The organism is Desulfovibrio inopinatus DSM 10711, assembly GCF_000429305.1.
Taxonomy (GTDB): domain Bacteria; phylum Desulfobacterota; class Desulfovibrionia; order Desulfovibrionales; family Desulfovibrionaceae; genus Alteridesulfovibrio; species Alteridesulfovibrio inopinatus.
The window spans coordinates 112,029-124,833 of sequence record NZ_AUBP01000012.1 but is presented as its reverse complement, the minus strand read 5'-3'; the positions used below and the strand labels follow the sequence as shown (position 1 = coordinate 124,833).

Below are 12,805 nucleotides of genomic sequence, written 5' to 3'. Positions count from 1 at the left end.
TAATCGGAATAATGAGATGAATTCCCCATGTATCATCCGCGCGGTGACCAGTTTGGGGGGATGACGCATAGCAAGGCATGTGCCGTCCCCTCAAACTGGTGTAAGGCCGGATGAGGCTTGCATTAAGCTTTGGTAAAACCATGAACAAGGCCAACAATACGATCGAGAGCAGCTATAGGCTCGGGATTCTGAAAAATATTGCGACCGATACACACGCCGGAGGCTCCACAATCCATGGCTTCGGTAATGAGTTCACAAAAGTCATCGAAGAGTGGCCGGCTCGGACCGCCTGTCAGCACCACCGGGGAATTGGAGGTGGAGACAGCTGCCGAAAATGTTTTGCTGTCACCGGAATAGGGAACTCCGATGATATCGGCACCGAGTTCCGAACCGAGACGGATGCAATGTCCAATAAGGATGCGATCGAGTTTGTCAACAATTTGTCCACCTTCGGGTTGGATAACAGCGAGGACGGGGATACCCAACAAGTGGGCATCGTCGGTGACCTGTCCGAGATCGGTCAGCATTCGGTCTTCGAAATCATTCCCGATGTTTATGTGGAGAGAAACGAAATCCGCACCTAATCGTGCAGCTTCGTGAATGGTGCACACAAGAGTTTTGGCATAGGGAGGCAAGCCGTGCTTTGTGCTTCCGGAAAGTTGGATGCCGAGATGTGTGGACATGGGAACATCTGCAATACGACGTCGGGCTGTTCCTTTATTGAGAACGACTGCCTGGACCGAATTCGTTGATACGAGATTGAGCAGGGTCGGTACATCGTCGAGTCCTTCAACCATGCCATCAGAGATGCCGTGGTCAAGAGGCAACATGACAATACGATTACTTTCAGGATGAAAAAGGCGTCGCGTTTTTCGCTCAAGCGGAGTCATTACATCACCTTGGAGATTGAATTGAAGCTGAGTGCGGAACGTCGGAGGTCCGATCTCCTGTAACCATAAGGTAGCAGGCTCAAGCCTTGGTAAAGGAAGTATTGTAGTGACAACTACTTATCTGACCATAACAGCCTGTTTCCTTTGCGAGTAAGAAAGCCAAGCGGTAACGGGGCATCCGTGCCATTGAGGCCGTCATAATAGAGCGGAGCAAGCGGGCCCGGTGATTTGCCCACGGGGGGCTGGTGGCGGCTTTGGCCGCTTTGAAGGCCTAAGAGTGCTGCGACATCGGTTTCAACAATACTTTCCTTGTCGGGAGAAGAAGGAACAAGAGCCCTGACTCTGGGATGAGGACGGAACCGATGTTTTTTTTCAGCACCAAGATAATATCCTTGAATACGAAGTCCAGGTGCGAGGACGGCAGATTCTGCCAGAAAAAAGATTTTCTCACGAAATCGATAGAACATGCCGGGAGGGAGGCCATCCCAATAGGCTCCACTCATATCCATGGAATTATCGAAAACAACATGTGGACCCGGAAGAAAAGAAGCTGGTTTCAAGTTCTCAATGGCATGAGATTCGTCGAGATGCGTTCCTGTTGAATCAGACTTGATAAAGGCGCTCATATAAAACCCTTGGGCTTGGGAACGATCTTCGTCAACGCGGAGTACCCCGTCCAGCTCTGCACGAGTTGGATCGTGAAATGCGAACCCGGCAGGAGGAGCGAGTGGGGACAAGAGCAAAGGAAGATGTTCAAGAGCGTAGGCTGTCTGATCCTCGTTTTCCGCTGGATTGGTCGTACACGTGGAATATACGATACGTCCGCCCGGTTTTACAAGTGCGCATGCGGCTGTAAGTAAGCGGCGTTGGAGATTGATGAGAGGTTCAACCTTGTCGGGGCTCCATACGTTCATAACATGGGGATTTTTTTTGACGGTTCCCCATCCGCTACATGGCGGATCAAGAAGAATGGCATCGAAAACGGGTGCATTGAAGGGGAGGCGCGTTCCGTCGTGACCACACGAAGCCAAGTGGATCAAGCCCATACGAAACAAGTTTCTTCGCAGGTTGGACAGACGTTCCCCTTCGGGTTCATTGGCGAGGACAAATCCTGTTGGCCCCGTGAGTTGGGCAAGAAATCCGGATTTGCCGCCAGGACTCGAACACATATCGAGAACACGGCTTCCCGTGGCTGGAGCCAGCATGAGCGGCGGCAGCATGGATGAGCGGTCTTGAATGTAAATCAGCCCAAAACTCGCGGCCAGGGACGAACCCAAGGCAAACGGTTCAACCGTCAACTTGGCACAAACCGATGAGAACGGTTCTGGCGTAAAACGAAACCCTTGGGCTTCAAGAAGCGCCACAACTTGTGGAATTTGCGATTCCGGGCAGGTAAATCGAAAAGAACGTGTGTGCGTCATAAAGGTGGTTCATGCCCGGATTCTGCCGTAAGAGCAAGCGATCTGTATCGTTCGAAAGTGTACGTTTTAAATAGAGTGAAACAGGGTGTAGGGTGCATCCTCTCGTGGAGTACGTATTGCTGTGGACATACTGTGTACACATTTTGAGATGTAATATGGCGCTGTAGCTCATTGAGCATGTATTGCAGTTGTGATTTTTTTTGTATGGTAAGTCGAAAATAATTTATTTTAAAATGATAATCTGTTGTTTTCTCTCATTATTTTTTTAGTTCTAATATGTTTTTTGACAAAATTGAGAGTTTCATGTCAGGATATCTCTCATCTTTTTCACGGGAAACTCACCACTCTATGACTTCATACCTTCGTATTTTGTTGATCGACTGCTCGACGCAGTCCCAGAATTATGTTCGGCGCCAACTCGATGAAGCCGGAGATAGCGTACAAATTACCTCTGCTTCTACTCTTGCAGAGGTGAACGATTACTTTCAATCCAATACATATGATGTCGCGCTGTTTGTGTTGCGGCGTCATGGACTTGATTCCTCTGTCATTCTTGAAACTCTGCAGGCGTTTGGTCGATCAATCAATGTTATTGCGTTAGCGGATGACGGTTGTGAACACGATGCGATGGCTTTGTTTCACAGGAATGCCGTACAGGATGTTATTCTGAAAACAGACATGTCTCGCCTTATTCCTGCGCTTCACCGTGAAGGCGAAACATCTCGACTACAACGGGAATGCGTTCACCTGGAAAACGAATTCCTCCGTCAACAAACATTTTTTTCTCAGCTTTTTGAGAATTCTCCACAAGCGATTGTCATATTAGGGGCTACCGGTTTGGTCATCGATGCCAACGCCAGCTTCGAACGACTTTTTCAATATTCCAGTACAGAAATGTGTGGCAAATACCTACGCGATTTTATTGTCTCGGATACCTATCAGGAAGAATCGGGTGGGCTGTACTTCCAGGCTTTTTCTTCCGGGGCTGTCACTCGCGAAACTATGCGTCTTCGTAAGGATGGTGTGCTTGTACCGGTATCCATAGTAGGACATCCCATTGTTTCTCATGGTCAAGTTTTAGGGTCGTTTTGGACTTATACAGACATCCGAAAACGAAAAGCTGCAGAGTACAAGATGCTTGTTCAAGAGCGGAAATATCGCAGCATTTTCGAGAATGCAGGGATTGGACTGTATCAAAGCACTCCTGCTGGCCGGTTTCTTGAAGTGAATCCGGCGATGACGAAGATTTTTGGATTTACAACAACAGAAGAACTCATCGCATATCATCAAGATATCGAATCGAGTCTGTATGTTTCTGCTCAAGATCGTCGGGACTTTTTGTGTCTCATGGACGAGAATGGAGAGGTCGAGAACTTCGAATTTCGCGCATACACGAAGTCAGGCGAGGTCATTTGGTTATCCAATTACGCCAAAGTGATCCGTGAGATTGAAACCGAGGAAATCGTCTTCGATGGCGTTATTCAAGATGTGACGAGTCGAAAGTTAGCTGAATTCGAATTACGGCGGGCCGAGGCAAAGTACCGTGGCATATTTGAGAATGCGCAAGAAGGGATTTTCCAGACCTTGCCGGAGGGGGGCTATCTCAGTGCCAACCCGGCCCTTGCCCGCATGTACGGCTATGATACTCCTCAGGAGCTCATTGAAAGCTTGAAAGATATTAAAGCCTGTCTCTATGTCGATCCTCGACAGCGTGATGCATTTGTCCAGATACTGACCGAACGAGGGGAGGTGATGGACTTTGAGTCACAGATCTACCGCAAAGACGGTTCGATTATCTGGATTAGTGAAAGTGCTCGATCGGTTTACGATGAAAATGGCGTGCTCTTGCATTATGAAGGACTTGTTCAGAATATTACGCGACGTAAGAATGCCGAAGAACAATTACGGCACCAGACATTCCACGACAACCTGACCGGGTTACCCAACCGCTCTCTGTTTCTCGATAGACTTGCTTGGGTCATAAAACGTCGAATCCGTAAGGCGGATTATCTTTTTGCTGTGGTATTTCTTGATCTGGATCGCTTCAAAGTCGTCAATGATTCCTTGGGACACACCATGGGAGATGACTTATTGCGCCAGGTGGCTGAACGTCTTGAGAAGTGCTTACGCCCTTCGGATACCGTCGCTCGGTTCGGTGGAGATGAATTCGCTATCTTGCTTGACGACTTGGGGGACCTGCTCGACGCCACACACATTATTGAGCGTCTTCAAGAGACGCTGGCTCAACCCTTCGAGTTGGACGGCCGCCAAGTCTTCACGACCGCCAGCATTGGTGTCGTGCTCAGAACATGGCCGTATGAAAACCCTGAACATATCGTTCGTGACGCCGATATTGCCATGTATCGTGCGAAGTCGCAGGGAAATGGACGGTACGAAGTTTTTGATCCTAAAATGCACCAAGCGGCGAGAAGTTTGCTTCAGCTTGAGACCGATTTGCGGTCTGCCGTGGTGAATCAAGAATTTTTTATTGAATTTCAGCCTATCATCCACCTTGCGGAAGCGCGCATAACGGGATTTGAAGCGTTAGTACGGTGGCAACACCCGACCCAGGGGCGTATTCCTCCTGACCGGTTTATTCCCTTAGCTGAGGAAACTGGACTCATTATCCCTATTGGATCGTGGGTCCTTGAAACGGCCTGCGCTCAACTCCGTGTATGGCAAGATGCCTTTCCACAACATGAGAATTTGACCATGAGCGTCAATCTCTCTGCAGAACAGTTTGCGACGCCGGTTCTTGTTCGGGAAGTGTCCGATGTATTGAAGAAGACCGGGGTGGCCCCACAGACGCTTCATTTGGAAGTTACGGAAACGCGTTTGATGGAAGATGCCAAATTTGCTGCTAAAATGTTGGCTGAGTTAAAACGGCTGGGGGTTCGTATTAGCGTGGATGATTTCGGCACGGGATATTCATCGCTTGCTTACTTGCACCGCTTTCCTATTGATACATTGAAGATTGATCGAGCATTTGTCAGTCGCATGGGAGCGGACCGGGAAAACTCGGCGATCGTCAGCTCGATCGTTAGTCTGGCTCATGGATTGGGGATGGATGTCATTGCTGAAGGCGTTGAAGCCATTACTCAGGCTGAAGAGTTGGTTGGTCTTCATTGTGAATATGGTCAAGGATTTTTTTATTCTCGTCCTGTGCCGTGTGAAAAAGCGGCTCAACTTCTCGCATCATTGTTTTTCCCATCAGAGCCTATTCGGTCGCAAACAGCCTAAATTCTCCACGGGGTAACGGAATCCTGCGCGGGGTATGTTGGTCTATCACTGAGGACGTCTTTCCATCGATTTGGGATTGAAAATACAAAGAGCCGGCGACAAAATACTGCCGCCGGCTCTTTGAGATATTCGTGAACGAATCGATTTAGGAAGACGTTTTGGAGTCTTTGTGTTCCGGTGTTTCGCCAGAATCGTCTGTATCAGAGGCCTGATCGTCTTCGGCTTCCGTGGTTTTGGTCGATTCCGTGGTATTGTCGACTTCATCCGAATCGGTGGGATCGTGTTCACTGGATGTCTCAGTAACATCGGTTTCAGTCGAAGCTGTCACGTCCTCCGTCTCTGCGGCATCGTCTTCGCTGGCAGCATCCGCGGGTGTGTCATCAGAAGGCGGCTCAGGAGTTGGTTCCTCGTCATCTTCATCAGTGTCCTCAACCGGAACTTTTTTCTTTTTACCGAAGAAATAGGCCACCCAAATACCGATTTCATACAGGATCATCAGCGGAAGAGCCATCATGCACTGGCTGATGACATCGGGTGGAGTGATGATCGCACTGACCACAAAGGCAAGCAATAACGCGTATCGCTGAAATTTGCGAAGAGATTTGGCGGTAACCAGGCCAAGGCGCGCTAAAAAGAAAATGAAGACTGGCAGTTCAAAAACGACACCAAATGCAAAAAGCAGTGTGACTGTGAAGGAAAAATAATCCTTCATGGCCGGCATCGGAACAATGTTTTGGTCCCCGAAGCTCATGAAGAATTCGAAGCCAAAGGGGAAAACGACAAAGTATCCGAAAAGAGCACCGGCAACAAAGAAAAAAGCGGAAAAAAATGAGACCGGAATGATCAGGATGCGTTCTTCTCGGTACAATCCTGGAGCGATAAATCGCCAAACCTGAAAGAAAATATACGGGCTGGCAACGAAAAAGCCGCCAACAAGGGCGACTTTGACATATGTAATGAATCCTTCAGCAACAGACGTATAAATAAGCGTACTGTTTGCTGGCAGTACCTTAATCAACGGCTCCATAAGCACTTTGAACATTTGTTCGGCGAAGTTATAGCACCCCAGAAAGCCGATGCCCAAGGCTATAAAACACCGCAGCAAACGGCGACGCAGCTCTTCCAGGTGCTCCAAGAGCGGCATTTCGGGACCTGCAGCGCTCATGCGGTGGCCTCTTCTGTGTTTTCAGCCGTAGCACGGGGAGTCAAGCCCGATCCCAAGTCAAGCAGGATGGGGGATGCCACAAAAATTGACGAGTAGGTCCCAGTCACAATACCAATGATCATGGCCAGAGCAAAATCGTGAATGACCCCACCGCCGAAGAAGAACAAGCAGAGCAACACGAGCATGGTTGTTCCTGACGTCAGGATTGTACGTGACAGAGTCTGGTTGATACTTTTATTGATGACAGGGCCGAATTCGGGCGATTTGGTGCCGCGAAGATTTTCTCGGATGCGGTCAAAAACGATGATCGTATCATTGAGCGAGTATCCGAGAATGGTCAAAAGGGCTGCGACAATCGTGAGGTCGAATTCTTTTCCCAAGAGTGAGAAGATGCCGATAGTGATGATGATATCATGCATATCGGCTACAACTGCGCCGAGCGCATATTTTAGACGCAGGATAAAACAGAGAACAATCGTGAGCGCCAATGCAGCAAAAATGAGATACCCCATGGGAAGCCCGAAAAGACGAAGGATATACAACCCACCAGCGAGTCCGCCGGCCATGAGACCGGCCGCCATCCAGCGTTGCTCAAATCGTCCGGAAATATAAATCGCAATAAACAAAACGGCATAGAATATGGCTTCCATGGCTTTGGATCGTAGGTCCGCGCCCACTTTGGGACCAACCATCTCCATTCGTTGCACTTCGAACTTTGCATTATCAATATTTTTCGAGAGTGCTTCTTCCACGCGCTGTTGGAGCGCGTTTTGATCAAGGCCATCGCCCGACGCACGAACAAGGTACTCATTGTCTTCGGATTGTCCGAAACGCTGTACAACAAGCCCTTCCAAGCCTACCGGAGACAAGGCGGATTTGATGTCACCAGCGTCCATCTCTTTGTCAAACTTGAGTTGGATAGTCAGGCCGCCAGCAAAGTCGACACCATATTTGGGGCCCCCCTGGACAATAAGGGAGCCGATGCCGAGCAGTATGACGACAGCCGACAGGATATACGCGAGTTTGCGATATTTCAGGAAATCAAACGTCGTATTGGGAGAAATGATTTCAAAACCCATGGAAAGCGCTCCGAGTCGATCAGGCGGCCATATTGAATATGCTCTGGCCGCGCCGAAGGCGGTTTGGTCGTGTTGCGGTGCCGTGAAAACGCCGTATCCTGTTTCACCGGCAACGAGATGCCGATTTGGTCGAAGTGGGATTTCTTCGACATTTTCTGGCGTATTGTCAAGGCTGGTACGCGGCCCGGCCAGACAGGGAAGATATGGCTATATCCATTTTTTCTTGATGAATATCCATACACCAAACAGCGATAAGATAATTGAACAGCCTCCAAGAATCGTAAATGCGTACAGGTTGTGTTGAAGAGGGAGCTCAATGTTCATGCCGTATACGCTGGCGATAAGGATAGGAATTTGTAAAATAATGGTGACAGCCGTGAGGAATTTCATGACTACGTTGAGGTTATTTGAGATAACCGAAGCAAACGCATCCATCATGCCACTTAAAATATTACTGTAAATTTTTGTCATGTGGATCGCCTGCAGGTTTTCCGTCACCGTGTCTTCCAGCAGATCTTTCTCCACTTCGTTCAGGTCGATGATATCACCGCGTTGCAATCGAGTCATAATGATTTCATTGGCACGGACCGATGTCATGAAATATACAAGGCTTTTTTCAATATTGAGTAGCTTGATAAGGACTTCGTTCCGCATGGATTTATGCAGTTCGGTCTCAAGTTGATTCGTCTTTCGATTAATTTCTTTGAGATGTTTTAAAAAGAGCACTGCGGTGTGGTGAAAGAGTTGTATAGCGAATCGAGAACGATCGTGCAGACGGAAATTTTTTACACGAGAAAGCGCGAAATGTTCAATGATATCATTTGGCTTGAGGCAGACCGTGACAATGAATCGGTCTTTGATGATGACTCCCACAGGCAGTGTGGTGAACGGGACATCATCCATATCTTCTTCTTCGTTGCGTACAGGAGTATGAAGTACAACGAGGAGGGCTCCGTTTTCCATCTCAATACGCGCGCGTTCGTCGATATCGAGCGGATCTGCGAGAAAGTCTATGGGGATGCCGGTTTCTTCGGAGAGTTCTTGGAGTTCGCGTTCGTTTGGGCGTATAACATTGACCCAGGTGTTGTCCTCAATGCGATCCACCGTTGTCAATTTGCCATCAATAGACTTGTAAATCGTGATCATACCGGATTCCTTGCAGTCAAAAAAACGGCGACGCCGGAAGGCGTCGCAAAAAAAAACGTCGGCAGCATGTGCCGCCGTACACAATAAGAAAAAGGCACTCCTTTCAGGAGCACTGTATCGCCTATGGCGCGAGAAGGCCGGGCGGCGATTAAATACCGTCTTTGACTCGACCTGAAGCGGCCTTACCGACCTTAAAAAACCAGCTTTCCGGATTCACATTGGTCGACGATTTTCCGGACATGCGCTGGAGCAAAGGGATACGCCCAGCCAGATCCGGCCGGGGGCTTAGACCATGATAGTCAACATTCGGAGCATGAGCCGTCGTGTCTTCTGTTTCGGCAAGACAATAGCCATTTACCGCGGACAACACATTGTCCGTGGGAAAAAGGGAACCTGAAGTATTGCACAGCTCACCACCTTTTGCGCACAACGCAACAAATACGGCGGCTAGACAAAAGAGTTTGAAAAAGTATCCCATAATAATGGCGGTCCTTCGATTTTTTCAAACCGGACGGGGGTGGAGCACTTTCGTCGATGTGCTCCTCAAAACGAACGACTCACCCGTAAGCAACACTGTTATAAATCGTTGACCAATTTTCGCAACCCGCAGATTTGTTCTTATTTTCAAAAAATTCGAAATATCAGCTGGTTGTCCTAGTTCTTTTTTTTATGAAATTTTTGTGACATTTAGGAATGGGACGATTTGTCCTGGCCTTCGGGGACAGAGCCAACTAAAAGGATGAGGAGTTCAATGTCTGAACGGTCTACTGTCATTGCGAAACGAACTCCAAATTCATTATCCTCAACCCAACGGACTTCGCAGAGCATATTGTCAAATACTTTGTCGTCACGAATACTGCGACTGCGAAGGACAAGTTGGTCACCGACTGCGGGCATGGAACATGACCCTAGCGATGTGACGAGAAATCGTGCCCCATGCACCGCCAGGTCAAGTAATTGCACTTCGATACAGTTAGGAGAAAGGTCGCTGTGATGGCTTTGCGAGTTGTATGGAAACGCTTTGACATTACAGGCATATGAAAATCTTGCATTTGTCCGGCGGTCTTGTGCGTGCATGCGTCCAATATCCTTTTTTTCAACTTCGATGGTACGCGATGTCTTTCGGTGATAGAGAATCTTGCGCGAATACGCAATGATTTCTCAATGCATACGTAAGGAGAATGTAATGCAAAAACATGTTGAACCAGCATATTTGGTCGATTTGTATGAATGCACCCGCAATGTTGGAGAGAATGGGCAAATTCATGTCCAATTGCGCGCGTGGTCGTCCGAGAAATCCAACGATGTCGCCTATATTCTTTCATACGAAATCGAGTCCAAAGACAAATCGATCTGTTATCCTATGGCTCACCATCGTCTTGTACTTGATGCACTGAGCCCGGCAGCGGCAATAGACATGACACTTGAAGCTGTCAATGCGTTTAGTGCCAATCCTGCTCGTCACTTTTTGGCGTGGTTTTACGATTTCAGTACACTTGAGTGCGGATTGTAAACAATAATTGAGGAATTTCTCTCGTTCGTGGATTGACGAGCCTGATTGGCCGAGATATGGAAAACGGTCTTTTGGCTAGTGAAAATGGCTTGAATCAACATCACAACCTGGGAGGTCCGATGTCCGGACAAAGCATCGTCATCCATGGTGCACAATGGGGCGACGAAGGCAAGGGCAAAATCGTTGATTTGATGACCGAAAAGGCCGACGTCATCACCCGGTTCCAAGGCGGAAACAATGCCGGCCATACTTTGGTCGTCAACGATGAAAAGACCATTTTGCACCTGATTCCTTCGGGCATCCTGCATCCGGGCAAAGTGTGCCTTATTGGCAATGGAGTCGTACTCGACCCTGTCGTTTTTTGCCAGGAACTTGATAAACTGGAAGCGCGCGGTGTTGACGTTTCACCGCAACGCATTCGTATTAGCCGCAAAACCCAGGTCATCATGCCCTATCATCGTCGTCTTGATGCAGCTCGCGAAGCTGCCAAAGAAGGGGGCAGGATTGGGACGACAGGCCGTGGCATTGGACCATGCTACGAAGACAAAATGTCACGCATTGGCATTCGTGCCTGTGATTTTGCAGATGTCGAGTTGCTGAAGATTAAAATCGAAGCCGCGTTGGCTGAAAAAAATGTCCTGTTTACCTCGCTCTATAGTGCGCCGGCTATGACCGTTGAAACTGTATTCGAGGAAATTAAGGACGCTGCAGCCCGGCTTGTTCCCTATTTGACCGATGTCGATGAAATCCTTGATACTTCACGGAAGCAGGGAAAAACAATCCTGTTTGAAGGCGCTCAGGGAACCATGCTCGATATTGATCATGGGACATATCCGTTTGTCACGTCGTCCAATACGGTTTCAGGCAATGCCGCAGCCGGCTCCGGTTTCACCCCGCGTGGACTGACTGAAATTATCGCCGTGGTTAAAGCTTACACCACCCGTGTTGGTGCCGGACCTTTTCCTACGGAATTGGAGTGTGAGTCAGGAAACCACATGCAGAGTGTCGGCGCAGAATTCGGTGCCACCACCGGGCGCAAACGTCGTTGCGGCTGGCTCGACATTTGTGTGTTGCGTCAGGCAGTCAGACTCAATGGCCCGACAGGCATTGCGTTGACTAAGCTTGATGTGCTTGGTGGACTCAAAGAGCTGCAAATCTGCACGGCCTACGAGACGGACGGCAAGACTGTCGATTATCCGCCGCAGCAGGAAAATGGTTTAGCTCATGTCAGCCCCGTGTACGAAACCATGCCTGGTTGGGCCGAAGATATTTCCGGTGCGAAATCCTGGGATGATCTGCCTCAAGCGGCTCGGAACTATATTGAACGTATCGAAGCCCTGCTTGAAACGCCTGTGACCATCATTTCGGTCGGGCCGGGCCGCGAACAAACCATCATACGATAAAATGTCGAACGTGGCTGCTGCAGTGCAGCCGCGTTCGAATTTCCTCATGGATCATTTCGCTCTTTCATCCAGGCAACATCTCGCCAAAGCCAAAATCGAGCGCATTGCCGCGAAACCTCCTCAAGTACTCATTATTGAAGGAGGAGTCTCGGTGGAGCGGGAAAAAGCCGCACTTCGCTATACGGCCGCTTTGAATTGCCTTGCCGATGATGCTCCATGCGGGCATTGTGAAATCTGCAATCAAATTGCAGAGAAAGTGTTTATGGATCTCATCTTTCTGGATGGTCGAACAGCATCTATCAAAGTTGATGAGATTCGCGAACTCCGTCTTAAAGTCGGGGAGCCACCACGAGGATCAGGAATGCGCGTCGTTGTTATGGCTGGCGCACAAGGATTGACGGAAGAGGCTGCAAATGCGTTATTGAAATCTATGGAAGAGCCTCGGCCCGGCAATGTCTTTGTCTTGCTTGCCCCTCAGCGAGAACGACTTTTTTCGACCCTTGTTTCTCGGTCCTGGGTGCTGACATTGGCTTGGCCCGATAGGAAAGAACCGGCCTATGCGGCGCACCAAACTCCAGAAGGAGAAAATCTGGACGAATGGAAAGACGCCTTGGCCGGGTTCATTCAGAGTGCTCGCGGCTGGTTCGCTCGTACCGGAGTGAAAAAACGCGTCGACAAAACTTTGGCTCAAGCTTTTCTCTTGGCTCTCGAGCGGGACTTGGCTGACGCGCTCGTTGCAACACCAGACTCGGCATTTTCCTCTTTTTTACTCTCACGTTATGATGTTCGTGGTTTACGCCAATTCGATCTTGTGCTGAGTCATGCACAAGAGGCACTGAACGCTGGCGTGAGTCCCACGCTTGTGCTGGATTGGACGGCAACCCGCATGTTTGCCTTGGGCCGTCGCGGATTTACTGCTTAGCTACGAATTTCCTGCATTGCCGCCCT

At 49.0% G+C, this 12,805-nt stretch carries 10 protein-coding genes and 1 pseudogene; 4 read left to right on the top strand and 7 right to left on the bottom strand.

Annotation, left to right across the window (positions count from 1 at the left end):
• Positions 1 to 122 precede the first annotated feature (122 nt).
• Together G451_RS28915 and G451_RS0111170 are read right to left on the bottom strand one after the other, a co-directional pair.
• Positions 123 to 890, bottom strand: a complete 768-nt coding sequence (locus G451_RS28915; RefSeq protein WP_034641790.1) for a class I fructose-bisphosphate aldolase — start codon at positions 888 to 890, stop codon at positions 123 to 125.
• Positions 891 to 1,003: 113 nt separating this feature from the next.
• Complete coding sequence (locus G451_RS0111170) at positions 1,004 to 2,311, bottom strand: RsmB/NOP family class I SAM-dependent RNA methyltransferase (protein WP_027184328.1); 1,308 nt, start codon at positions 2,309 to 2,311, stop codon at positions 1,004 to 1,006.
• A gap of 348 nt (positions 2,312 to 2,659) precedes the next feature.
• Between G451_RS0111170 and G451_RS28910 the strand changes: the two genes are divergently transcribed.
• A complete protein-coding gene (locus tag G451_RS28910; RefSeq protein ID WP_051261395.1) occupies positions 2,660 to 5,551 on the top strand; it encodes an EAL domain-containing protein in 2,892 nt (963 codons plus the stop codon).
• A 391-nt stretch (positions 5,552 to 5,942) separates the two neighbouring features.
• Here G451_RS28910 and tatC read toward each other — a convergent pair.
• From tatC to G451_RS0111140, 5 genes and pseudogenes are all read right to left on the bottom strand, one after another.
• A pseudogene (tatC, locus tag G451_RS28905) lies at positions 5,943 to 6,695 on the bottom strand (twin-arginine translocase subunit TatC); the annotation flags it as partial.
• A 17-nt stretch (positions 6,696 to 6,712) separates the two neighbouring features.
• Entirely contained in the window at positions 6,713 to 7,795 is a 1,083-nt protein-coding gene (gene secF / locus G451_RS0111155) for a protein translocase subunit SecF (RefSeq protein ID WP_027184327.1), read from the bottom strand.
• Between the two features lie 207 nt (positions 7,796 to 8,002).
• A complete protein-coding gene (locus G451_RS0111150; protein ID WP_027184326.1) occupies positions 8,003 to 8,941 on the bottom strand; it encodes a magnesium transporter CorA family protein in 939 nt (312 codons plus the stop codon).
• Positions 8,942 to 9,089: 148 nt separating this feature from the next.
• Positions 9,090 to 9,419, bottom strand: coding sequence for a S1 domain-containing protein (locus G451_RS0111145; RefSeq protein ID WP_027184325.1), 330 nt, complete (start codon positions 9,417 to 9,419; stop codon positions 9,090 to 9,092).
• 209 nt (positions 9,420 to 9,628) lie between these two features.
• Entirely contained in the window at positions 9,629 to 10,018 is a 390-nt protein-coding gene (locus G451_RS0111140) for a PilZ domain-containing protein (RefSeq protein WP_027184324.1), read from the bottom strand.
• Positions 10,019 to 10,127: 109 nt separating this feature from the next.
• On the opposite strand from G451_RS0111140, the gene G451_RS0111135 reads away from it, so the two are divergent.
• From G451_RS0111135 to G451_RS0111125, 3 genes are all read left to right on the top strand, one after another.
• A complete protein-coding gene (locus tag G451_RS0111135) occupies positions 10,128 to 10,454 on the top strand; it encodes a hypothetical protein (RefSeq protein ID WP_027184323.1) in 327 nt (108 codons plus the stop codon).
• A 119-nt stretch (positions 10,455 to 10,573) separates the two neighbouring features.
• Complete coding sequence (locus G451_RS0111130) at positions 10,574 to 11,857, top strand: adenylosuccinate synthase (protein WP_034641859.1); 1,284 nt, start codon at positions 10,574 to 10,576, stop codon at positions 11,855 to 11,857.
• A gap of 1 nt (position 11,858) precedes the next feature.
• A complete protein-coding gene (locus tag G451_RS0111125; protein ID WP_084448509.1) occupies positions 11,859 to 12,779 on the top strand; it encodes a hypothetical protein in 921 nt (306 codons plus the stop codon).
• Positions 12,780 to 12,805: the final 26 nt, after the last annotated feature.